Annotated in this window: 19 protein-coding genes and 1 other annotated feature (1 of these 20 running past the window's edge); of the genes, 15 read left to right on the forward strand and 4 right to left on the reverse strand. The window is 39.6% G+C overall.

Translation table 11 applies throughout. The features are described from left to right. Positions 1-53: a binding site (T-box leader), on the forward strand; it begins 172 nt to the left of the window's first position. A 51-nt stretch (positions 54-104) separates the two neighbouring features. From thrS to ABG082_RS03935, 4 genes are all read left to right on the forward strand, one after another. Then, positions 105-2,024, forward strand: a complete 1,920-nt coding sequence (gene thrS / locus ABG082_RS03920) for a threonine--tRNA ligase (protein ID WP_272511855.1) — start codon at positions 105-107, stop codon at positions 2,022-2,024. A 174-nt stretch (positions 2,025-2,198) separates the two neighbouring features. Then, a complete protein-coding gene (locus tag ABG082_RS03925; protein WP_025206950.1) occupies positions 2,199-2,765 on the forward strand; it encodes a hypothetical protein in 567 nt (188 codons plus the stop codon). Between the two features lie 17 nt (positions 2,766-2,782). Next, complete coding sequence (locus ABG082_RS03930; protein ID WP_348936568.1) at positions 2,783-4,075, forward strand: hypothetical protein; 1,293 nt, start codon at positions 2,783-2,785, stop codon at positions 4,073-4,075. Between the two features lie 354 nt (positions 4,076-4,429). Next, a complete protein-coding gene (locus tag ABG082_RS03935; protein WP_017366847.1) occupies positions 4,430-4,711 on the forward strand; it encodes a hypothetical protein in 282 nt (93 codons plus the stop codon). Positions 4,712-4,767: 56 nt separating this feature from the next. Here the strand turns inward: ABG082_RS03935 and ABG082_RS03940 are convergent, their stop codons facing one another. Further along, positions 4,768-6,276 (reverse strand): helix-turn-helix domain-containing protein, encoded by a 1,509-nt coding sequence (locus ABG082_RS03940; RefSeq protein ID WP_348936570.1) that lies wholly within the window; start codon positions 6,274-6,276, stop codon positions 4,768-4,770. Between the two features lie 707 nt (positions 6,277-6,983). Here ABG082_RS03940 and ABG082_RS03945 point away from each other — a divergent pair. The 4 genes from ABG082_RS03945 (at position 6,984) to ABG082_RS03960 (ending at position 15,274) form a co-directional block, all read left to right on the forward strand. Then, positions 6,984-13,136 carry a SpaA isopeptide-forming pilin-related protein gene (locus tag ABG082_RS03945; RefSeq protein WP_348936572.1) on the forward strand — a complete coding sequence of 2,051 codons (6,153 nt, stop codon included), beginning with the start codon at positions 6,984-6,986 and terminating at the stop codon, positions 13,134-13,136. A gap of 21 nt (positions 13,137-13,157) precedes the next feature. Beyond that, complete coding sequence (locus ABG082_RS03950; RefSeq protein ID WP_017358814.1) at positions 13,158-13,760, forward strand: class D sortase; 603 nt, start codon at positions 13,158-13,160, stop codon at positions 13,758-13,760. Then, positions 13,753-14,079, forward strand: coding sequence for a hypothetical protein (locus ABG082_RS03955; protein ID WP_035703717.1), 327 nt, complete (start codon positions 13,753-13,755; stop codon positions 14,077-14,079). The genes ABG082_RS03950 and ABG082_RS03955 overlap by 8 nt, the downstream gene beginning before the upstream one ends. 382 nt (positions 14,080-14,461) lie before the next feature. Further along, positions 14,462-15,274 carry a leucine-rich repeat domain-containing protein gene (locus ABG082_RS03960; protein ID WP_272511852.1) on the forward strand — a complete coding sequence of 271 codons (813 nt, stop codon included), beginning with the start codon at positions 14,462-14,464 and terminating at the stop codon, positions 15,272-15,274. A gap of 40 nt (positions 15,275-15,314) precedes the next feature. On the opposite strand, the gene ABG082_RS03965 is transcribed toward ABG082_RS03960, so the two are convergent. The 3 genes from ABG082_RS03965 to ABG082_RS03975 all read right to left on the reverse strand — a co-directional run bounded on the left by ABG082_RS03965 (position 15,315) and on the right by ABG082_RS03975 (position 16,633). Beyond that, positions 15,315-15,629 carry a multidrug efflux SMR transporter gene (locus ABG082_RS03965; protein WP_035391306.1) on the reverse strand — a complete coding sequence of 105 codons (315 nt, stop codon included), beginning with the start codon at positions 15,627-15,629 and terminating at the stop codon, positions 15,315-15,317. Next, complete coding sequence (locus ABG082_RS03970; protein ID WP_003217798.1) at positions 15,630-15,974, reverse strand: SMR family transporter; 345 nt, start codon at positions 15,972-15,974, stop codon at positions 15,630-15,632. It lies immediately after the preceding gene. Between the two features lie 80 nt (positions 15,975-16,054). After that, positions 16,055-16,633, reverse strand: coding sequence for a TetR family transcriptional regulator (locus ABG082_RS03975; protein WP_008341700.1), 579 nt, complete (start codon positions 16,631-16,633; stop codon positions 16,055-16,057). Between the two features lie 164 nt (positions 16,634-16,797). Between ABG082_RS03975 and ABG082_RS03980 the strand changes: the two genes are divergently transcribed. The 7 genes from ABG082_RS03980 to ABG082_RS04010 all read left to right on the forward strand — a co-directional run bounded on the left by ABG082_RS03980 (position 16,798) and on the right by ABG082_RS04010 (position 24,390). Beyond that, the gene (locus tag ABG082_RS03980; protein ID WP_008341698.1) at positions 16,798-17,346 is read left to right on the forward strand and encodes a VanZ family protein; all 549 of its coding nucleotides are present in this window, start codon (positions 16,798-16,800) and stop codon (positions 17,344-17,346) included. Beyond that, complete coding sequence (locus ABG082_RS03985) at positions 17,343-17,828, forward strand: DUF6884 domain-containing protein (RefSeq protein WP_008341697.1); 486 nt, start codon at positions 17,343-17,345, stop codon at positions 17,826-17,828. The genes ABG082_RS03980 and ABG082_RS03985 overlap by 4 nt, the downstream gene beginning before the upstream one ends. Before the next feature lie 129 nt (positions 17,829-17,957). Further along, the gene (locus ABG082_RS03990; protein ID WP_008341695.1) at positions 17,958-18,587 is read left to right on the forward strand and encodes a rhamnogalacturonan acetylesterase; all 630 of its coding nucleotides are present in this window, start codon (positions 17,958-17,960) and stop codon (positions 18,585-18,587) included. A 316-nt stretch (positions 18,588-18,903) separates the two neighbouring features. Continuing rightward, the gene (locus ABG082_RS03995) at positions 18,904-19,944 is read left to right on the forward strand and encodes an NAD(P)/FAD-dependent oxidoreductase (protein WP_017366859.1); all 1,041 of its coding nucleotides are present in this window, start codon (positions 18,904-18,906) and stop codon (positions 19,942-19,944) included. Positions 19,945-20,019: 75 nt separating this feature from the next. Beyond that, a complete protein-coding gene (locus ABG082_RS04000) occupies positions 20,020-21,624 on the forward strand; it encodes an AraC family transcriptional regulator (protein WP_348936575.1) in 1,605 nt (534 codons plus the stop codon). A gap of 111 nt (positions 21,625-21,735) precedes the next feature. Next, a complete protein-coding gene (locus tag ABG082_RS04005; RefSeq protein WP_017366861.1) occupies positions 21,736-22,662 on the forward strand; it encodes an ABC transporter substrate-binding protein in 927 nt (308 codons plus the stop codon). Between the two features lie 12 nt (positions 22,663-22,674). Next, on the forward strand, positions 22,675-24,390 hold the full coding sequence (locus ABG082_RS04010) for an ABC transporter ATP-binding protein (protein ID WP_282900554.1): 1,716 nt from the start codon (positions 22,675-22,677) through the stop codon (positions 24,388-24,390). Positions 24,391-24,444: the final 54 nt, after the last annotated feature.

Below are 24,444 nucleotides of genomic sequence, written 5' to 3' on the forward strand. Positions count from 1 at the left end.
ATACGCGTTATGGGAATTTGGGTGGAACCACGGATTACACATTCGTCCCTCTATGAGGGATGGGTGTGTTTTTTTATTTCAAAAAAGAGAAAGGTGTGTCAGTGATGAGAGAAAAAATGGTGAAAATTCAATTTCCAGATGGAAAGATCAAGGAGTTCTCCGCAGGTACGACTGTCGCAGAGGTTGCCTCCCATATTAGCCCAAGTTTAAGAAAAAAAGCAGTAGCGGGAAAGATCAATGATCAGACAGTGGACTTAAGTTATCCGTTAAACAACGATGCGGGGCTCTCGATTCTAACACTTGATTCAAAAGAAGGGCTGGAAGTATTACGTCATACAGCTGCACATGTATTAGCCCAAGCTGTGAAAAGGTTATATGACAATGTGACACTGGGGATCGGACCTGTCATTGAGAATGGATTTTACTACGATATGAAGCTGAATCAAACGTTAAGCGTAGAGGATTTGGCAATGATTGAAAAAGAGATGAAAAACATCATAAACGAGAATCACCTAATTCAAAGAATGGAGGTCTCTTACAAAGAAGCTGAAGTGATGTTTGCACATGATCCATATAAACTGGATATTTTAAAAAGTCTTCCTCGACAAGAAGCCATCACGATTTATCAGCAAGGAGAATTTATAGATTTGTGCCGTGGACCTCATTTACCTTCTACAGGGTATTTAAAGGCATTTAAATTAACACGTGTGGCAGGGGCTTATTGGCGGGGAGATAGCAATCAGGATGTCTTGCAGCGAGTGTATGGTGTAGCGTTTCAGCATCCAAATCATCTAGCTGATTATCTTCATTTCATGGAAGAAGCAAATAAACGTGATCACCGGAAATTAGGGAAACAGTTATCCCTCTTTATGTTTTCAGAAGAAGCGCCAGGCATGCCGTTTTATTTACCAAAAGGTCAGATTGTCAGAAATGAATTAATGACCTTTTCTAGAGAAGTGAGAGGTCAAGCGCAATATGAAGAAGTAAGTACGCCATTTATGATGAACCAAGAACTTTGGGAAAAGTCAGGCCATTGGGATCATTATCATGAGAATATGTATTTCTCAGAAGTAGACGATACAAGTTTTGCTTTAAAGCCGATGAACTGTCCAGGGCATATGCTCATGTTCAAAAATAACTTATATTCCTATAGAGACCTTCCGATTAGAATGTCTGAATTTGGTCAGGTGCATCGTCATGAATTCAGCGGAGCATTAAATGGATTGTTCAGGGTCAGAACATTTTGCCAAGATGATGCCCATATTTTTTTAAGAGAAGATCAAATCGAAGCTGAAATCAAACGGATTTTTCAATTAGTTGATTATGTGTATCGGACATTTGGTTTTGAGTATACAGTCGAACTATCCACTCGTCCAGAAAAAGCATTAGGGGATGACGCTATTTGGGATATATCCGAAAAAGCGCTAAAAAATGTGCTTGATCAGTTAAAGATTGACTACCATTTAAATGAAGGAGATGGGGCATTTTATGGTCCGAAGATCGACTTTCATATTCAAGATGCACTAAAGCGGAGCCACCAGTGCGCCACAATTCAGCTGGATTTTCAAATGCCAGAGAAATTTGATTTAACATATATCAACGAGAAAAATGAAAAGGTGCGGCCAGTTGTCATTCATAGTGCCATTTTTGGTTCACTTGACCGGTTCCTTGGTATTCTCATTGAACATTTTGCCGGCGTCTTCCCATTATGGCTCTCACCAATCCAAGTACAAATCATACCTGTCTCAAGCGTTCACCTTGATTACTGCATAGAGGTGCAGCAGCAATTAAGAAATATCGGAATTAGAGTCACAATCGATGAACGGGATGAAAAACTCGGCTATAAAATGAGAGAAGCGCAAATGCAAAAAATTCCTTATATCGCTGTCATTGGAGATACAGAAATGCAAGAAAAAACACTGAACATCAGACAACATGGAGAAAAAATGTCAAAGCTGCTCTCTATTGATGACTTTAAACACCTGGCAGCCCAGCAAATAAAAGACAGAACAGCTCAAATATGATGTGCTGATTTCATCAAGAAGGATAAGACGTTCATTGAATGGTGGGCGTCTTTTCATTTGTGAAAAAGCCGAATTGACAATTGAAAGGGAAAATATTGAAACATTTTTTCGTTAAAATCGTAATAAGGATAGAGCGTTTATCAGAAAAATTTGAAACGAGGAGGAGTTTATCACATGGAACAAGCTGCACTAAAAAAGATGAGGACAAAACAAATCGCTATCTCTAATTTATTTGTCGGACTTATGATCATCATTTTTTTTATGTTGATTCAAATTGTTAAAATCCAACTGACACATTTCCTTTTTTGTTTAGGAATTTTAATCCTTATCCAAGGCATTTTAGGCTTTATCAGAAAAGGAACAACAAAGTCTTTCATCCCTATTTTAGAGCAGGTAGCTATTTATGAAAAAGAGAAATTAGGGAAAGAGTGGGAAAAAGAAAAACGGTTAGATCATGTGTGGAAAATCATATTGAGTGTCATTATGTTTATTCAATCATTCACTTTACAAAATGTGGATAATGCATTCAGTGACGTCGATCCTGCATTGATCATTTTCTTGTTTTTGATGGTTCTAGCCATTTTAAATATAAGCATGCTTTTTCGTTTTAGAAAAATCGACCGATCGACTGTAGGTGAATTAACAGGCTACACAAAAGAGTCAAATATAATGGCAATCGCTTTAGGATTTTTTATGGCAATCGTCATTTTCATCTTTATCGTTATTTTTATTCTTCCATAAAACATCATCATTTTGAGGTGAATTTATTGAATGCAAACCTTCGACAACTGATCGATCAGACAAAGGTGACATTTGGCTTAGATCTTTACTATCTAAAAAGACACAGTTTTCATCGCTACGTCAATATGTTCAATGAAACGGTGTATACATTGAATATGGAATGGTTTCCCTCTCATGAAACGGAACCCGAGGACGATGATCTAAACCCAGACGGCACAGCTGTCATTGAAGTGAACTTGAATACAGGACAGACCGAATCAGTTATTTTTGTTATGGACAAAACCTATGCGCAGCATGGTGTCACGTTTAAGAGACCTTATCCAGCTCATGTCATTCAATGGATCGAACAAGAAACAGGATTGATCTATGGAGAGCATTTTCATATGCATCAGAAGGAAAAAGGGGAACTTTCTTTCGAAGAAGCAATAGATGGTGTGAAAGTAACACCTTCAGGCAGAATCGAAGTGAAATGGAATGAACATGGACAGCTCATGTACTTTACACACCACGGTCCATTTTTAGCTAAAACATTACTGAAAGCTGAGGAATATGTGCTTTCCCTTGATCAGGTGAGGAACTTAGCTGAGCAGCAAGTGCAGCTATTTCAATTGCCTTCCTTCGAGCACAATCAAATCCGTTCTATTTATGCTTTAGAAGAAATCTATGTGAAGAACGATGGAACAGGAACTCTTCCGTTTGAAATTGGGCGTGAAGAAACACATTGTATACACATGAATAAAGTCATTGAGTGGAATGAACCGATAAACAATGCCTTTGAAAAAAAGGAAATGGACATTCATGAGAACATTTCAGCTGAACAAGCTTTCTCATTGGAACCGTCACCAGATTCCTTCCCGATATCAAAAGAAGACCAGGATGAGTGTATCAAAGCAGTTCGAACCTTTTTGGCGCAAAAATATTCAAACGATACAGGGAAGTGGGTTCTAAAAACACTCCAACGTGATCATGGATACATCCATGCGATATTAAAAACGAATGAGCAAGAAGGCAGTGGATTTATGGATAAAATCAAGGTCTTCATTGATGCCAACACTTTTGAAGCCATTAATTACATAGATAAAAAAGAGATGTTTCAAGTATGTGGGATACTCAATCCATCTCAAACAGCTAGTGAAATCACCATAACTCAGAAAGAAGCCTTTGAAACATTGAGAGAACGCCTCGAACTTACACCCATCTATGTCTATGACGATGTGCAAAAACAATATGTTTTATGCGGCAAGCTCGATTGTCATGATGGCGTTGATGCAGTGAGCGGCGAAGTGTTCTCTTTGACAGACCTTTCATAACTTCCAAAAGAACAGTGAGGAGCTGTTCTTTTTTGTCCCATCTCCCTCTTTTTTGCAGAAAAATGGAATATTGTAGCAGGAAGTTGTCGTTTCATCACGAAAGAAAACAGGTAAGAATATGATCATAGGTCCATTGTTTGGATTCGTGGTGGAGTCAATGAGATGACATAGGAAACGTTATACATATTAAACATTCGTTACAGTACAGTTGATCTACAGTTCGTGTCTAAAAAGTGAGTGATCGTGTCTCAAGCCGTATGCGAAAATACGTGTACCGAGATCATATGATGAGTTGGTTCCGTTTGTTTTTAGGTGAGTTTGAAGCCAAGTTAGAAGAAAGTGAGGATATCTACCTTGAGTACATTGGAAGTGTTTCGTCAGTTTTTGGTTGACCATTATCCTGCGTTACAAGATGAGCTTTGGCTGAAAGATGTTGATACCCTTCGAATCTCTCCTATTCTTCATCCTTTTCTGAAAAGCAAGCTGCCAGATGGGATTGAAAAATTCACTTGTGTCCTATTCACGCAGCAAACAGATCAAACCACTGCCCCGCTCAAAGTATACCTTCTATTAGATGAATATGGGCAATCGCTTTACGCCATTGATTTGATGAATGAACAAATCGTGCTTCATTAATACAGAACCAAAAAGCTGCTTGAGAATGTCTCAGCAGCTTTTTTTTATGATGAACATTAGTTTGTCATATCAACCAATCTGCGGTGCAAGTTGTCCAATTCTTTTTTTGTTGGAAAAGAGCTGATCAGCAGCGTAGATCGCCCGAACTGAAGAGGAAGCTCAGTATCGGTCACAATCATATCAATCCCAAGTTGATCCATCGTGACATCATTTAACGTATTTTCTGGACTTGTGAAAATGTGAATGAGAGGAGGCACACTTAATTTAATTAAATCAGCAATAAACAAACTATGATAATAGCCTAATGTTGAAGTAACAAAAATGTTCAGCGCGTTTCTCCGTTCCATCTCCAAATGAACAAGTCCTCTCCATGAAGATGTAATGATACGAATCAATTCCCGTTCATTTTTCACAAAAGAAGCGAGGATATCGTCTGTTTTTAACTCTTGGATGATATGACTAATCCTCGAATAGAAGTAAGGAAACTGTTTTTTCACCTCTGATAAATAGCTCGATTTCTTTTTGAAAAGGAATCCATCTCTCACGGTAATTTCATTGGAATACACATAATATTGGAGAAGAACGAGTGTCATCACCTTACGATTCGCTATTTCTTGATGAAAAATCGACTCCAACTGGGTGATAAATGAATGAATGGCATCATAGAGGCGTGGTGTATGTGACTGAAAGAACGTCAATTTTTCTTCGACAGTTTCAATTGATTTAAAGTGCCCAATAGCTGGTTCGATCAATAGCAAAAAGACAAATTCATGGTGATCCAGCGTCACATCAAATACGTCTTTGGTCATTCGACAGATGTGCTCTTCCCATCTTTTGATTTGATCATAGATCCCTTTAGCTGTAGAGGTTTGTTTTTCTTCATTCATTGAGTACGTATATTTACGGCTGATTGTAAAACCTTTTCGCATTCGGTGAATGGAAACGCCGAACCACAGGCAGTATTTATCTATCGCGACATCTGGTACATTGACTTCGAGCACCTGAAATAGTTCTTGTAATAAATGAACTGCGTCTTGTTTTTGAATATCATCAAATGGCCAAAGGCGGCTTCCATACACTTCAAATAAAAATTCAACAAAGAATTGACGAATCTCCTTCTCATTCCCATGGAACTGCATACTATCTGGGCGTAACTCGATGTCATAGGATGTAAGGATCGAGTTGATTTTATGAATCGTGTTATACAATGTGGATCTACTGATATTAAGCGTTTCCATCCATTCATAGAAAGATCTGTTTTCTTCAAAAAAAATGCCGTCAATCAATCGAATTTCAATCGTATCCTTTAGAATTTCTTTGATATAGTAATCCACTCGTATCGTCTGCGTATTACAAATGGATATACCTTGTCTTGGCTTTATGTGGATTAACGGTTCTCCGTTCTCGGTTTGGAACGATTTCATTTGTTCTAAATCGCTTTGAATGGCACGAACCGAACCGATATGTTCATTCGATATCTCTTGAAGGCTCCACCACTTATTTTTGGATACAAGCAATTTTAAAATGTTTATCCATCTCTTTGATTTATTATCAATGAGCTCCATCAAACAACTAACTCCTTCCTTTAGCTTGCCTCTATATTATGAAGTTCACTTAAAGAACATTTGATTCTCAAAATAGGCATGAAATGATTGTAATGTTTAGGCTAAATCGTTTTGTCTTCACTTTTCATGATAAAAGAGAAAAAAATTAGACGAAAACAAATGTTATGCCCTGATTCTCCATATTTTTCTATTGAAAGGTGATAAATATGCCAAGAATCCTATAAAAATGGATCATTTTAGATATTTTGTTTATTTTTTTGCTGTTGAAACGGTAAATGTAAGAATAAAAAGCATCGGCTTTTTGATTACCATATGGAAGGGAGTAGAAGGAATGCGATCTATATGATGCTGAACTATCTCACCATACATACCATATGATACATGCTTGTTTTATATGAACGTTCTATATGTGAATACATGCTTATATATGCATGTACTATTCATTTGTTGTTCATTCCAGTATAAATAGAAAAATTCACATTTATTCTTTTCATGTTCCCTCTCACTATTCCCCATTGCTATAGACCCCTATCCAGCTACTATATCTACTACTCATGATGACCTTTCAAACTCATGGTTGATCAACTCATTTTATTCATAGGGTCTTAAGATGCAATTTTAGAAAAATTTGATCAGAAGCGGAGTGATTGATCAGACAGTATACAAATGATTTTTTAATTGTTGTTGAAAAATAATTGTAGAAAAGGGTGGATGTATTGAAAAGAATATTGTCGCTGGCACTGATGACCGTGTTAGTCATACAGTCTAGTATATTAGGAGTCTTGCCTTTATCAGGGGCACAAGCTAAAGACATTCAAGAGAATATTTATGGAAATATTGAGTTTGCTGATAGCGAAGGCAACAAGTTACCAAGCATAGAAGCTCAGCAAGTAAGAAAGGCCATTGTGCATTGGTCTATCAAAGGAATTGATCTCAAAAAGCAATATCCGTATGTTCTCTCTCTTCCTTCAGCCGTTCAGGTAGAGAAGGAGCAGAAAGAACGATTGACTGTCGATGATATACCTATTGGTGAGTATACCGTTTCTAAACAAAACGAAGTGACAGTTACATTTTATGAAGATATTGAGCTTGATCCGAATTTAGAAGGATCTATAGATATTGACGTCACCAGTATAGCTGAGAAAAAAGAGAAAACAAAGCAAAATGAGCATAAAGAAAATCTTTCAAAAGATGATTCAACCTCATCGGAGAAAGACAAAGCTGCTAACAATCAAGAAACTGTTCAAAAGACACAAAGCGATGAAGATGAGTTACTAAAAAACAAAGTGAACGTGTCTAAGCGTGTAGGGCTGCAAAGTGTTTCAAAACAAATGCAGATACAAGAAAATCTCCTTACTGATGCCAAATTAATTTTTGAAGATCAGGAAGGTAATTCAGTTGATAAGCCTGACGTCAACTCACTGATTTCCATTAACTATAAGTGGGCCATCCCGAATGGTCATAACTATAATGGCGGGGATGAATTCCATTTCAAGGTTCCAGAGGAATTAGTCATTTACGAAAAAATCGATCGACTCGAGATGAAATTTAATCAATCGATCATTGGTTATTTTTCTGTAGATGAAAGCGGAAATGCCTCCATCGAGTTCACAGATTTTATTAAACAATATTCAAATATCCAAGGAACACTTCAAGTGTGGACGCAATTAGATAAAAAAACAGTGATCACTGAAGAAAAAGAAGTGGTGATTACCCCGATTGAAGGCAAAGATACGATATCGATCCCGATTCAATACATTCCAAATGGTCCAAATGTCTCTAAAAAGGGAGAACCCAATCAATCTTACAATGCTGAAACCATTCAATGGACAGTCGATTTTAATATGGACTTAGATGATGTGAAACAAGCGAAACTGTTAGATCCGATTCAAGAAGGTCAAGCGTTAAAAAAAGATTCAATCAAGCTTTATCGTGTTGATACAAAGCTAAATGGTGAAACATCGATTGGTCAGCTGCTTGACGAAAACCACTACACAATCGGCCAAACAGCAGATGGTCAAGATTTCACGATCGAATTTAAAGATGACGTGCATCTCGCTTACCGTCTAATGTATGAAACGGACATTACGAATCAAGATCAGTCTGCGTTTCGTAATAAAGCGTCCCTTGTCTCTGCTGATAAAGTGATTAGTTCAGCAGAAGGAACCGTGAATGTGACAAGAGGCAGCCCTTTAAATAAAAAAGCCGCCCACTACGATCCAGTCACACAAACGATTACTTGGGAAATTCGGTATAACTATAACGAAAAAAAGCTGGCTCAAAAGGATGCTTTGATAGAAGACTTCTTTAACGGCACACAGGCGCTAATATCTGACTCAATTCAAGTCAAAGAAGTCACAATTGATCAGAACGGCAACGAAGCAGGAACAAAAGCATTTGAAAATTACGTGGTTCAACCTCAAACAAAGGATGAACAAAACGGGTTTACCTTGCAATTCAATCAAGAAATTCAATCGGCTTACCTGATCACATATCAAACAAAAGCAACCGAGCGAATTTTCGAAGCTGAAGACATTATCAATACTGTAACAGCTGGCAAAGAGAGCGAACAAGGGAAGCAAAGAATTGATCAGCAAATCCTAACGAAAAATCATGGAACACCGAATTACAAGAACAAGACCATTCCATGGCATATCACCTTCAACAAAGATCAACAAACCATGAACAACGTAATATTAAAAGATACGTTCACAAACGAAGGATTGACGCTGCAAAAAGATAGTTTAAAAGTGACGACAGGTAATACAGTGCTTGAAGAAGGCACAGATTATCAAATCGTTGAACATGCAAATGGATTTGATATTCAATTTACGAAAGAAATCAAGACCGAACATACCGTCACATATACAACGTCTTTTGATTATGAAAAAAGAGCAGATAAAGATCAAAAGAACCTGCGTAACCATGTAAAACTTGAATGGGTAAATGAAGATGGCGAGGATTTGACGAAGGAAAACCAATCTGTCTTTACGCCTGACACATACACGCAGTCAAATGGGTTCAAGAACGGAACATATGATGCAAAGAAAAAAGAGATCACATGGAATATCGGTGTGAACTATAATTTGAAACATCTAGAAGAGGCGAAAATCGAGGATTTCATTCAAGGAAATCAGCGTTTGCTTAAAGATTCAATTATCGTCTACTCGCTTGATTTACAAGGCGGGGAAAATGGTGCGGAAGAAAAAGAGGTATTAGCGAAAGAACATTATGACATCAAATTCCTTGAAAATGAAAAGGGAGAATCAGGCTTCGAAGTCATTTTCAAACATGCCATTGATTCCCCATACAAAATCACGTATCAAACAAGTGTTGAAGGAATGGATTTAGTACAGAAAACATACGAAAATAAAGCGACCCTTTATGATGGAAAGACGAAAGAATCAGACGTGAATGCTGTGGTGTCCATTCCAAATGGAGGAAAATACACGAGCAAATCAGGAAATCAACAAGGGAAAGTCATTGATTGGAAACTGAATATCAACTTTGGTCAATCAACAGTCCAAGATGCGACGATTATAGACCATCCGAGCAGTAACCAAGCCATAATAGAAAACTCATTTCATCTCTATTCGACAACAATAGATGAAAAGGGGCAAGTGACTAAAAAGGATGAGCTGGAAAAAGGGAAGGATTATGAACTAGACCTTGAATTCGATCCAGATTCTTTTCAAATCAAATTTAAAGAAGAAATCACGAGACCCTATATTTTAGAATACCAATCTCTCATTTTAGATAAGGTGGGAAGTACACTTCAAAACGAAGTAACGTTTAGAGGTGAAAATGTAAAAGAAATCAAAAAGGAATCCGAAGCCTCAATTGTGGTCAAACGTACCGCTGGCATGGGAGATGGCACAGGAGCGATTGGCGCTTTAACCATTCATAAGGTAGATGCGAGTAGTGGAAAAGCGCTAAAAGGAGCAAGCTTTTCTCTGACAGATGCTGCGAGCGGTATCGTCATTGGAACAAAGACAACAGATGAAGAAGGAGCTCTTCGATTTGATCGTCTTCTGTATGGTGACTATATCGTGACAGAAGAGAAAGCACCTGATGGTTATTTGAAAACGAAGGAACAGATCAATGTCACGATTGATCAGCCTTACGAATCAGGAGATCAAACGAAAACAGGAAATAGCATGACGGTGCAAAACCAAGAAATCCGCCAGCATGTGAAGCTCACGAAAAAAGACAAAGAGACGGGTACGGCATTAGAAAATGCAGAATTTGAACTGAGAAATGAATCTGGAGATACCGTCCAAACCCATTTGAAAACGGATGAAAAAGGAGAAATCCTTTTCAAACATCTTGAGCCAGGTTCTTATTACTTTGTTGAGACAAACGCACCGAAAGGCTATCAATTAAATCAGCAAAAATGGCCGTTCACTATTAAAGAAAATCAAACAGAAACAACGGTTGTCACCGCAGTAAATGACATCATCAAAGGCTCTGCAGAATTGAGCAAAATAGGTGAAGGCGGAGAGAGACTAGAAGGTGCACAGTTCAAGCTCTTAGATCAAGATGGGCATGAGCTAAATGATGCGCTTGTCACAGGAAAAGATGGCAAGATCACGATCAACGAACTAAGACCGGGTACGTATCAGCTCATTGAAACAAACGCACCAGACGGTTATGTATTAGATGAAACACCCATCACATTTGAAGTACCACTCGATCCAAAAGAACCAGTCATCATTTCACAAAAGAACCTCTATGAAACAAGTGCATTAGAAGTGATGAAAGAAGGGGAAGATGGCAAGAAGCTTCAAGGTGTTCAATTTGAAGTCTTGGATCAAAATGACAAAGTCGTGCGTAAAGATTTGACAACAGATGAAGATGGGAAGCTGTTGGTCGATGACCTCAAACCGGGCAAATATCAGCTTGTGGAGACAGAGAGTATTGATGGTTACCAAAAGAAAAATAAACCTTATCCGTTTACCATCGAAATCGCACAAAAAAAACCGGCAGAGATCAAAGTGATCAATGATCTCAAAACTGGAGCTGTCCAGCTCACGAAGCTCGGTGAAAAGAATGATGTCCTTGAAGGAGCAGAATTCAAGCTAGTAGATGCAAATGGAAAAGAGATAAAAACAGGTCTTGTCACAGATGAGAACGGGAAGATCATCGTCAACGATCTGAAACCTGGAACCTATCAGTTTGTTGAAACGAAGGCGCCATTCGGTCATGAGCTTGACGAAACACCTGTCACTTTCGCTATGCCATTTAACCCTCAGAAGCTGGTCAGTGTGACAAAAGAAAATAGCCGTACAACTGGCGGAGTGTTGTTACACAAAAAAGGTGAAGATGGGAAATCATTAGAAGGGGTTGTCTTTGATCTATCTGATGCCAAAGGAAAGATAGTGGCAGGAGGAGAAGGGATTACAACCAATCAGGATGGAAAGATCACCTTCACAGGTTTAAAACCTGGAACCTATCAATTTGTTGAAAGAAAGAGTCTTGAAGGCTATGAATTGAGTGCGAAACCACTTGTCTTTGAAGTTGAATTAGGTCAAAAAGACTTGATTCAAGTGGAGGCGATCAATCAGCTCAAGAAAGGTTCTGTAGAACTAACAAAAATAGGGGAAGAAAAAGAAAGATTGAAAGGCGCAGAATTTACACTTTTCAATGACAATGGTAAAGAATTGCTGTCAGGTTTAACAACCAACGAAAAAGGCATCATCACTGTCAACGATTTGAAACCAGGATCTTACCAATTGGTTGAAACGAAGGCTCCTTTTGGACATCAACTTGATGCAGAACCAGTAGACTTCAAGATTGATTTCAATCCAAATCAACTGGTGAAAGTGACTAAAGAAAATATTCGGACGACAAGTGCTGTGAAGCTTGAAAAAAAAGGGGAGGATGGTCAGTTGCTCGCTGGCGTGACCTTTGACCTGATTGATGCGCATGATCAGCGTGTGAAGAAAGACTTGAAGACAGACAAAAACGGTCAACTGACAGTCGATCAACTGAAGCCAGGAACCTACCAATTTGTCGAAACAGCAAGCATTGCCGGCTATGAATTGGATCAGACACCTGTCTCATTTACGATTCGTTTAGGTCAAGACAAACCAGCAAAAGTAGAAATGATCAACAAACTGACGCCGGGAGCAGTGGAACTGACCAAAGTGGATGCTGAAGGACACACGCTGGAAAACGCAGAGTTTGCTCTTCAGAGTAAAGACGGGAAAACGTTGAAGAAATCACTTGTAACGGATCAAAAAGGAAAGCTTCACATCAACGATCTAAAACCGGGAGAATATCAATTCGTTGAAACGAAAGCGCCTCACGGCTATGAATTAGATGATCAGCCGATCCGGTTTACGATTGAGAAAAATCAGCAGAAGCCTCTTCAATTAACAGCGAAGAATCACTTGATTTTAGGAAGTCTGCGTATCATAAAGGTAGACCAGCAGACTGATAGAACCTTAAAAGGTGCAGCCTTCGACATTCGTACAAAAGCTGGGAAAACGATAAAATCTGTGACAACAGGAAAAGACGGAGAAGCCATTGTCAAAGGGCTTAAACCTGGTGAATATACACTCACAGAGACGAAAGCTCCAAATGGTTATGTAGCGTTAAAAAAACCACTCGCTTTTACAATTCAAATGGGCGAAGTGGAGATCAAGACATTGATTGTGAAAAATGCTCCAATGAAGAATGAAGAGGACCACACGAATCCTCCAGCCTCAGATCAAGGGGATCAACATCCGCCTCATGACTCAAACGGTGAATTGCCAAAGACTGGGGAAGAATGGCTTCGTTATTTGATGTATGCAGGGATTTTACTAGTAGTGTCTGGAACTGTTCTTCTTGTAGTCAGAAGAAGAACCATTCAGTAAAAGAAAGGAACGAGTGTATTGATGAAAAAAAGAACCTTATTAGGCAGCTTTTTGGTGGTCGCAGGACTAATGCTCATCTCCGTTCCTTTTCTATATGAGTGGCGAACGTCTCAAGAGGCAGCAGCCATGGAAGAGGCATTGAAAATGATTGAAGAAAATGACAGTGATGCCCTTTCTTCTATTCCACATTTAACTGTGTCAGAAGAAGACCTGCGAGATACGATGGAGCTTGAAATCCCGTCAATTGATTTAAATGAAAAAGTGCTACCTGTTACAACAAAAGAAAATTTAAGTATTGCACTGACTCAAATCAAATCTCATCAAATGCCAGGTGAAGGAAATTTCACGATTGCAGGCCATAGAGGGTATAGAGGCGACCGGCTTTTCCGGCAGCTGCCAGAGGTGCCTAAAGGAGAAAAAGTCGTCTTACATCATCAAGCAGAAACATACGAATACAAAATTGTCAGCTCAGCTACGATAGAACCGACGGATGTTGATGTACTAAAGGATCGCGGGAAAAATGAACTGACATTGATCACTTGTACTCTTGATGGCCAGAAACGATTTGTCTTAAAAGGAATACGAATCAATGCTTCAAAGGATAAGCAACCGTCGGATGTATAACACCAACATAATAGATGATGAGTTTGATGGAAAAGCAACGCTCACGACCGACATGTTACACCAATTGTTAGTAGAGCATTATCCCACTTTAAAAAACGAACGTTGGGATGTGGATATAGATACAATTCGGACTTCGCCTATTCTTCATCCTTTATTAAGAAGAAAGATTCCGATAGGTATTGAAAAATTCACATGTGTTTTGTTTACGCAGCAGACAGGGTCCTTTGGAGAGCCTTTGATTGTATACTTTTTATTGGATGAAAAAGGCGAATCGATTTACGCAATGGATTTCTTGCTTGAGCAGCATGATCCACATTAAACGAGAAATAAAAAAGGAAGACTTTAATGAACGGGTTCGATTTTAAGGTGGGAAAATTGTATTAGTTATATAATGAGGACTCTAATTCGTATATGAATTGGAGTTCTTTTATTTGTTTATATGAAAGAGTACGAGCTATCGTCAAGACCTGTGCAGAATATATGGAGTATAGTGAAAGCGAAGTCGTTGATATGTTGTTGCTCCATATTTTAGATGAAAAAGATTTTATAAAATGGATTGAAAACAGACGTAATCATCGGTGGATTGTGGTTAAACGGACCAAAGAAGACCATCTCGATTTTATCCCTTTCCCTGTTTCTTCGGAAAAACTCTGATAAAATTCATTTAGATATCCATCATTAGTAGGTGTGGAGGTAAAAGAATGTTAAAAGAAGACCCTGAATATATTTTTCGTCATGATGCACGACCAGAAGCTGTTCATGATTTAGCCGACGTAGATGAAAATTCCACAGAGTTGTTAATCACAGGAAAAACAAAAAATATTGAAAGGTTGAACTCTTTTTCTAACCTGACGAAATTGTGGATTTACAAAGTGGGCCAAAAGGAATTCAATACGATCTTGAGCTTAGTTAACCCTAAAATGCTCTATATGCGTGAACTGAGAGTAGAAGATTTATCAATCATCAGTTCTCTTCAAGATGTTGAGGTATTGTCACTTGAATGGAATACAAAGGCACAAAGTTTATGGGATTTATCAAAAAATACTTTTTTGAAATCTTTATCCATAACAGATTTTTCAAAGTTGAATGACATAGCCCCTTTGCAAAAAAACACTGGTTTAGAATGGTTGCAATTGTCAGGTGGGATTTGGAATTCATTAAACTTAAATACTCTACAACCTTTAAGATACCTCAAGAATTTAAAATATCTGTGCTTATCAAATATAAAAGTGAAGGACGAGTCTTTAGAGCCAATATCGGCATTAGAGGGACTCAAGGAACTTGACATTTCAAACCAATTCCCGACAGAAGAATATGCTAGATTATCCGTCACCCTTCCAAATACGAAGTGTGATCGTTTTGCACCATACATCTTTTTATCAAGTCCTATTGTAGATAAAGATGTAATGGTAATTGGAAAGCGGAAACCGAAAATAAATTCAAAAGTCGATGGGGAAAAGTTGAAAAAATACGAAAAACAATTTAAAGCGTACCAAGAAAAGTATAAAAATTAACTTAAAAAGCAATGGATAATCTATTCCATTGCTTTTTCTATTACGCAAACAACTTCAGCCCAACGACGCCTATCACAATCAGCAACAAGCTGAGGATACGAATCATGTTTTTCGGTTCTTTAAATAGAATCATATTAAACAAGACAGAACCCGCTGTTCCAAGTCCAATCCAGACCGTATAGGCAATGGAGACTTGGACGGAAGAGAACGAGGCGTATAAAAACAAAAAGGATAAGGCAAATCCGCCGACAAATAACATGCCTGTCGTGAGTTGCTTTTTCTTACTAAACATATTGAGGCCAATGGTTCCGCCAATTTCGCAGGCAGAGGCCAACAGTACAAAAAACCAGCCCATTTATACCGCTTCTCCTTTCTGCTCATGTGCATCTCCATCAGACACTTTCAGTCCAATAATTCCGAGAATTAAAATGCCCATAAATAAGAGCTTTTCTAATGAAAACGAACCGCCGAACAGCGCATAATCCATTAAAGACGTACCAATCGTTCCAACTCCGGCAAACACGGCGTACACGGTCCCTGTCGGCAGCTTCTCGCAAGCTTTCATTAAAAAATAAAAATCAACCGGGATCAGGCAGATAATGATCGCCCACTCCCACACAGCATCAGCTCTATTTAAACCAAACACCCAAAGTAATTCAAATAAACATGTGAGTGCGACATACATCCAGCTTTTTTTCATCGTATTTCCTCCTAAACCTTAAAACTGACGATTCGTCATTTTGAAGCCAAAAAAGAGCGTACAGCAAGTGCTGTACTAAGTTAAGGTGTCTCTATGCCGAGTGCGTAAAGAAGGAATTGCTTGACCTCTCGTTTTTGAATCAGAACCTCTTCTGTATCTGTTTCTGTAAATAAGTACATTTGCTCAGCTGATGATTCAAGTAAACCGATAATGAATTTCGCAGCATATTGACAGTTCAAGTTCGCACGTACTCTTTTGTCCTGTTTTGCCTTTTCTAAAAAAGAAGCGACCCATTTGTAAATCGGTTCATAAATATCTTCCCATTCCTTTAAATGCTCGGTGGCAGCTAAACCTGAATACGTCAGGGCAAGAACATCACGGTATTGTCTTGTAAAAGAGAAAATAAATTCAACTAGCGCATCTGCTTGATCAAGTACATCCGCATGCTGAGTGAGTTCCTTTTCAATGGCAGGTACCATCTGTGCGATCAGATGTTCAGCGATGGCAGGCATGACAGACAGCTTTGAAGGAAAATATAAATAAAAAGTCCCTTGCGCAACACCTGCTGTTTTCACAATATCCGATATGGTCGTCTTTTCAATTCCCTTTTCTTTAAAGGCATCAATCGCAGCAAGCATAATTTTTTCTCGTTTTGACACAGGATCACCGACCTTAAAATGACTGAATGTCAGTCAGTATACCGAGAAAATGACGATTTGTCAATATCGCATGGATTGTGAGAATAAGTGATGAATAGATACAAGAAAGCTTGAATAACCTGTAATATGGTCAAGCATGACGTGAGAAAGGGGCAGCTATTTGTATGACATCCAGTGCTATGTTTTCAATGGCTTATTTTCTTCTGCTCGTCCCGTTCTATCTAAATATGAGATATAGACTGGCAAAAAAACAGCAACGTTTTATCTATTTACGAACAGAAATGGTCCTTGCTTTTCTATTTGTATATACGAATGTTCTCTTTTATTTAACGGTCTTTCCGAATCGCTTTTCGGCACCAAAAGATCAAGTGAGCGTCAATCTGATTCCCTTCCACTCCATTCAACAAAACCTACACGCCTTTCAGCATGGCTATCCAAACCTTGTCTTTTTAAATTTGGCAGGGAACATTCTCTTATTTGTGCCGCTTGGTTTTTTTCTATATCAAGCCTTTCGGACATGTCGCTTTCAAAAGGCGGTGCTGGCTGGGTTGATCTTGTCAGCGATCATCGAAATCCTTCAATGGATATTCTCACAATCTGGTATGATTACAAGAAGCAGTGATATAGATGATATGATCTTAAATACACTTGGAACGGCACTAGGCTGTATCGTCTATGTAACGTACCGGCGAAGAAAGGAGAATAAGAGATGAAGCGAATATGTATCATCCCGTGCGGCGCCAAGAAAATATGGGACGTGAATTCAGAGGCAGGAAGCCAGCCAGCGGGTCTCGTCTACTTGAGTCCGCTGCATCAGCGAACAAAAATCTATGCTCAAACATTCTTTTCAGACTGGATGATTTTATCCGCAAAGCACGGATTCCTAAAGGCGGGGGACATGATTCATGAAAATTATGATGTGGCATTTGGCAAACCGCATAAAGAACAGGTGACACGAGAAGAACTGAGTCATCAATTTGATGAAAAAAATCTCGCCGCATATGATGAGTTAGTCATACTAGGCGGAAAGAAATATCGGAAAGTGATCGATCCTTTATTACAGCCTCACCAAAAGGCGAATTATCCGCTCGCTCCCTATCAAGGCATTGGCTATATGCTTCAGGCATTAAAGAGAGCGACTGAGACAAAAATAGAACTTCCGCCGCATATTTCATACACTCATATCTCCTCGTAAGCAGGGTTTTCAGCACAAAAAAGAGAATCATTGAATAAGCGATGTGAATGGTTTCATATCTTTTCAGTAGCCACTAGCGTCTGCATCGCTCTTGAAGAGGTGGCTCAATGAAAAAGGAGGCGTATGAACATGACAACCATCTATTTAGCTGGTGATTCAACCGTTTCATCTTATCCGGATCGTCCTGTTCAAGGAGGATGGGGAGAGTTTTTACACCGTTATACAGCGCATGATGTCAAAGTCGAGAATCGGGCGATCGGTGGAAGAAGTTCAAAGACATTCATTGAAGAAGGACGCCTTGATCAGATATTGTCCGTCATTCAGCCGGGAGACTGGCTTTTCACACAAATGGGACACAATGATGCTTCTAAGGAGAAGCCAGAGCGTCATACAGAGCCTTTTACAACGTATAAAAGTTACTTGTCACAATATATTCATGGAGCAAGGGCAAAAGGGGCAACACCGCTTTTGTTAACCCCTGTCGGACGTTTTCATGAGAAAGACGGAGAATATATCAACGATTTTCCTGATTACTGTGCCGCGATGAAAGAACTAGCCGATGAAGAAGAAGTTCTTCTCGTTGATTTAAATACAGTTAGTCTCCAGTTTTATCAAATTTCCGGCATAGAGAAAACGACGTCTTTCTTCATGTTGTCGACAGGCATTGAGGATCGCACACATTTTACGAAAGAAGGGGCAGATGCGATTGCAAGGCTTGTCTCTCTTGAACTAAAGGACCTCGGTTTAACGATTGTGTAACGAAGACAAAGGGCTAAAATGAACTTTATTTTAGCCCTTTGTCTTCGTTTCAGCGTGATAGAAAACCTTTGCAATCTAGGAAGGACGAGTACTGGAGCGGAGCGAATTTGACATTCGTGAGCACCGGAACGCAGGACTGACAAAGGATGCGAGGGTTTGTCTACACGCTGACAGGACGAGTAAATGCTCGTCCTGTTCTTTTTTTATAGAAAGCTATTGATTCCCTTCGCTACAGTAGACTACAATAGATACATATGATAATGAGAATCAATATCAACGATAAATAGATCATTCAATGAAAAACGGAGGGACTCAAATGACAGATCAGCTTGAATTGTTTGACGTCACCATTATTGGTGGCGGTCCAGCAGGAATGTACACCGCCTTTTATAGTGGGATGCGGGATTTAAAGACGAAGGTACTGGAGTATAACGAAAGTCTTGGCGGAAAAATCCTTCTATATCCTGAAAAAGTCATTTGGGATGTGGGCGGTTTGCCGCCAACAAGAGGTGAACAGCTGATTCAGCAGCTAGAAACACAGGCGAAAACATTTGAACCAGAGATTGCGTTGAATCAAAAAATCACGCAATTCGAGCGGGATGAGCATGGTCATATCCTGCTGACGGCTGAAAATGGCGATCGTCATTTGACAAAGACCCTCATCTTAGCCATGGGTCACGGAATTCCAGTTCAGCGAAAACTTGAAATCGAGCATGCAGACCGTTATGAGGTAACAAACCTTTATTACACCGTGCAGGAGCTAAAGACGTTTGCAGGAAAGCGGGTAGTCATCTCTGGAGGCGGAGATTCAGCTGTTGATTGGGCAAATGCCCTCGTTCCAATTGCTGAAAGTGTGACCGTTGTGCATCGTCGTGATATGTTTGGCGGACATGAAAAAAACGTCGCCAACATGAAAGCATCTAGTGCTCGCATTCTCACACCGCATGAACTCACAGAGCTTCATGGTCAAGGTGACAAAATTGAAGCCGTCACCATTCAGCACTTAGAAACAGGCGACATCGAACGAATCGAAACCGATGCTGTCATCGTCAACCATGGCATGAAAGGTGATTTAAGTGTTCTATCAGAATGGGGACTCAAGCAAGGTGAGTGGGGACTCATCGAGGTCAATGAAAAGATGGAAACCAATTTACCTGGCGTCTATGCAGTTGGCGACTTATGCACACATAAAAGTAAAGTGCGTTTAATTGCCGGTACGTTTGTTGATGGAGTTAATGCACTCAATAGCGCAAAGCTATACATCGAACCAGAAGCAGAAAAAGTAGCGTACGTGTCTTCACATAATGAACGCTTTAAAGAGAAAAACAAAGAATTACAAACGGCTGGAGCGCGATAATCACCATTCAGTCAGACATTGAAGTGCTAAAATGGTTTATTTTAGCACTTTTTTATATGGAAGGAGAAAGAGAAAATGACCGCCTATACTCATACAATTCTTCGCATGAAAGAAAGCAGTAAACGATCTCTTTCTGTGAAACAAACGGACTCATGGCAAACATCTTCACTGATGTTCTTGACAACGGACGGTGCGGTGAGACTTGATATGGAAGGAATTCGATATGAGCTAAACGCCAAAGACAGTGTATTGATCCGCTCAGGTATAGATGTCATGATTCAATCTTTGTCCAGCGAGCAAGTGGTGATCTATACTGTTACATTTGACCAATTCACTCTGGCACATGATGCACAAAATGAATTGGTCTATAAGGTGAATCACGATGACCTCCCTGATAACGGTGAAGTGGTGAAAGGCTCTGCCGTCCTTTTTTCTTACATCAAACAAATACAGACGAGCCAAATCGTACAAGAACAGGCGAAATGGCTGGAAGAAATCATGTTCATTTTCCGCAAACAATCCAAGCCATACAACGAAAAAGTGCATTATTCGATTAACATGATCTTGCAGTATATGACTGCACATTATAATCAAAAACTAACAAGAAAAGACTTAGCTCATAAGATGGGGTTTCATGAAAGTTACTTTTCTACCTTTTTCAAACAAAGTATGGGGATGAGTGTGACAGAATACATTGCACAAATTCGAATAGACGAAGCCAAAAAACGTCTTTTACAAACAGACGATCAAATTCAAATCATAGCACGGCAAGTCGGGTATGCAGACAGTTTATATTTCAGCAGGAAGTTCCGTCAAAAAACAGGAAGAACGCCCAGTCAGTTTCGAATGAACCGAAGACCAGAGCGGATTGCTGCTTTTCAATTTGTCGGGTCATTGGTCGCAATAGGCATTGAGCCTGTTTGTATTGACGAAGAAACCTATCTCCATTCAGATATACTCAAAGAACATCTGGCCAGTTCGCTCGTCATAAATGAACACACGCCTGATGACGTCTTCAAATCACTTCAATTAGATGTCATCATCGTCCCTAACTATTACTATTCAAAACCTGCATTGATCAAGCGGTTGGAGCAAATCGCACCAGTTCTTGTTCTGCCATACGCCGGTCATCATGCTGTACAAGAGGTACTGTCTATAGGACGCCTTTTAGGAAGAGAACACGAGGCAAACGATTGGGTGAAACGATTTGAACAGCTTAGTCAAAAGGCAAGACACACCCTGTCTTCCTTTAGAGAAAAAGGCGAGACCGTTGCGATCTATGAAATGAGAGGACATGACAAAGTGTATATGTGGTCCTATGAGGCAAGAGGGGCCTTCTATCTTTACGAAACGCTTGGCTTAAAACCTCCAAAAGCCATTTTAGAAGAAGTTCTTCTTCCTAATCAACATACAGTCATTCCTTTAGAGAGACTTGGAGAATACGAGGCGGATCATATGTTTTTTATTGTCTCTGACCAATATGGGTGGTATAAGCAAATGGACAAGCGAATGGAAGAAAGTGATGTTCTTCGTCAATTATCGGCTGTGAAAAATGGTACCTTTTATCCAGTAAAACTGGAGGAGTTTCGATTTGATGAAGGAGAGCGTGCACTTCTTTTGATGGACCGGTTTGTCTCTCAATTGACACAGCCAGCCTATCCAACAATTGTCCATATGTAAGTTGCGAGAATCCTCCATAGACCACTACGGGTGAGGTTGATAGAATACATGAGACTAGTAATTGATAACTATTCTCATTTGTAGTGGCGAAAATGAAGGAGGAATATGGAGATGAAAAAGACGTATTGGATATGTGCTGTCATTCTTCTAATGATATTGACGGCCTGTGGCAATAAAGAACAAGCCAAAACAGCAGAATCAAAGCAAGAAACGAAAACGGTTGAAACAGTGAAAGGAAAGATAGAGATTCCAGCTGAACCTAAACGAATTCTCGTAGATGGATATTTAGGGAGTGTGATTGCACTTGACGTTCAGCCTGTTGGATCGACCACGCAGGATTTAAAGAACGTACACTTGAAAGACAAGATAAAAGGAATAGAGGACATCAGTGACGAGCGTTCAGCTGAAAAAGCACTTAGCTTAAAGCCTGATCTGATTATCACAGCAGTACAGGATGAAAAAGTCTATGATGTGTACAAAAAAATAGCCCCTACCATCGTGTATCCTTACGGCTCTTTCAAAGATGCGCATGAAGAATTGACGACACTGGCAAAAGTTTTAAATAAAGAAGAGGAAGGAAAAGCATTCCTCACCGCCTTCGATCAACGAATCGAGGCTGCTAGAAAAAAAGTGAAGTCTGCTTTAAAAGAGAATGAAACGGTCTCGATCATGGGCGCTTTTAAAAATGATGTCTATGTATATGGTAACGGAATTTACCGAGGCGGGCAGGCATTATATCAGCAATTACAGGTAAACCCGCCAAAACAGGTCAGAGATACGATTTTAAAAAGTAAGACAGGGTATGAGGTCATTTCTTATGAAACCCTTCCTGAATATGCAGGAGACTACATTTTCATTGATGAAAGCAACGGCGGAACATTTGATAAAAACAATTCTATTTGGAAGAGTCTAGAATCTGTCAAAAAAGAGCAGACCTATCAAATGGATACAGAGTTCTTCTGGCCTTACGATCCAATTGCAGTAGCAAATCAGGCGGAAGAGTTTGCTGACATATTGACAGAAATGTCTGATCGGTAGGAGGTCTGTCAATTGTTAAAGCGTTTCTTCTCATACTACAAACCATATATGGGGCTGTTTATATTAGATTTTTCCTGTGCAGTACTGGCAGCCTTACTCGAATTATCCTTTCCCCTTGCCATCAGTAAAGTGATGGACGATTTGCTGCCAAATGGTGATTGGGATGCCATTTGGTTTTGGGGCATTCTGCTCCTCAGTTTATACGTGATCAGCTCTACGATGCATTATGTCGTCACCTATTTTGGGCACAAATTAGGCATTAATATAGAAACGGATATGAGGAATCAGCTATTTTCTCATGTACAAAGAATGTCCTTTCGCTTCTTTGACAAAAAGAAAACGGGAAAACTCGTGTCCCGTATGACAAATGATTTAATGGATATTGGAGAAATCGCGCATCATGGCCCGGAGGATTTATTTATCGCTGTGATGACACTCACAGGTGCCTTTGGCTTGATGCTGTCGATTAATTGGCAGCTGGCGGTTCTCACATTTATTGTCGTTCCATTCTTGATCGGATTATCCGTCTACTTTACGAAAAAAATGTCTGCTGCTTTTGATAAAATGTTCTCGAGTATTGGTCAATTCCATTCACGTGTGGAAAACAATATTAGTGGCATACGGGTTGTGAAAGCATTCGGAAATGAATCACATGAAATGGACCGATTTATTGAACATAACGAGCAATTTAGAAAGACAAAGCTAACCACATACCAAATGATGGCTGTGCATACCGCTGTTAGTCATTTTCTTATTAAGAGTGTGACAGTGTTTGGCCTTGTATGCGGCGCATGGTTTGTGCTGCAAAAAAATATGACGTATGGGGAATTTGTGTCATTTGTGCTATTAACAGGCATCTTCTTAGGACCCATTCAACAAATCAATGCAGTCATTGAAATGTATCCAAAAGGTGCAGCGGGCTTTAAACGATTTGCATCACTCATCGATCAATCGCCAGATGAAAAGGACGCGGATGATGCCATTGAAGTTGGTCAGTTGAAAGGGGATATCGTTTTTGAGCACGTGTCTTTTCAATATGAATTAGACAAACCGGTTCTTCATGACATCAATCTTGAGGTGAAACAAGGAGAGACCATTGCGGTCGTAGGCCCCTCTGGTGCTGGAAAATCGACGCTTTGCAGTTTACTGCCACGCTTTTACGAATGGCAGGAGGGAACCATTACAATTGATGGCATAGAGACAAGAAAGATGACACTGCCTTCGCTGCGTAGACAAATTGGTGTCGTGCAGCAAGATATTTATTTATTCCATGGGACCATCCGAGAAAACATTTTATACGGAAAACTCGATGCATCTGATGAAGAAGTGTGGCAGGCAGTGGAGAAAGCCCAACTGAAGGATCTTGTAAATAGCTTGCCAAATGGGCTTGATACGATCATCGGTGAACGCGGAATGATGTTATCTGGTGGACAAAAACAGCGTATCTCCATTGCACGTATTTTCCTTAAAAATCCACCAATTTTTATTTTAGATGAAGCCACATCTTCACTGGATACGGAGACAGAATCCTTTATTCAGGGCTCACTTGAAGAACTATCTGAAGGACGAACCACGTTTATTATTGCGCATCGCCTAGCGACCATCCAGCATGCTGACCGGATTGTGGTTTTAACAAAAGAGGGCATCAAGGAGCAAGGCAGGCATGAAGACCTGCTGGAAATGGACGGGATGTACCGGCGTTTGTATGAAACACAGTTTAGAATGTAAAAGAGGAAAAGCCGGCATATTGCCGGCTTTTTAGCGTGTGATCATCATCCGACC

Source organism: Bacillus sp. BS1807G30, assembly GCF_040047675.1.
Lineage (GTDB): Bacteria > Bacillota > Bacilli > Bacillales > Bacillaceae > Bacillus > Bacillus altitudinis.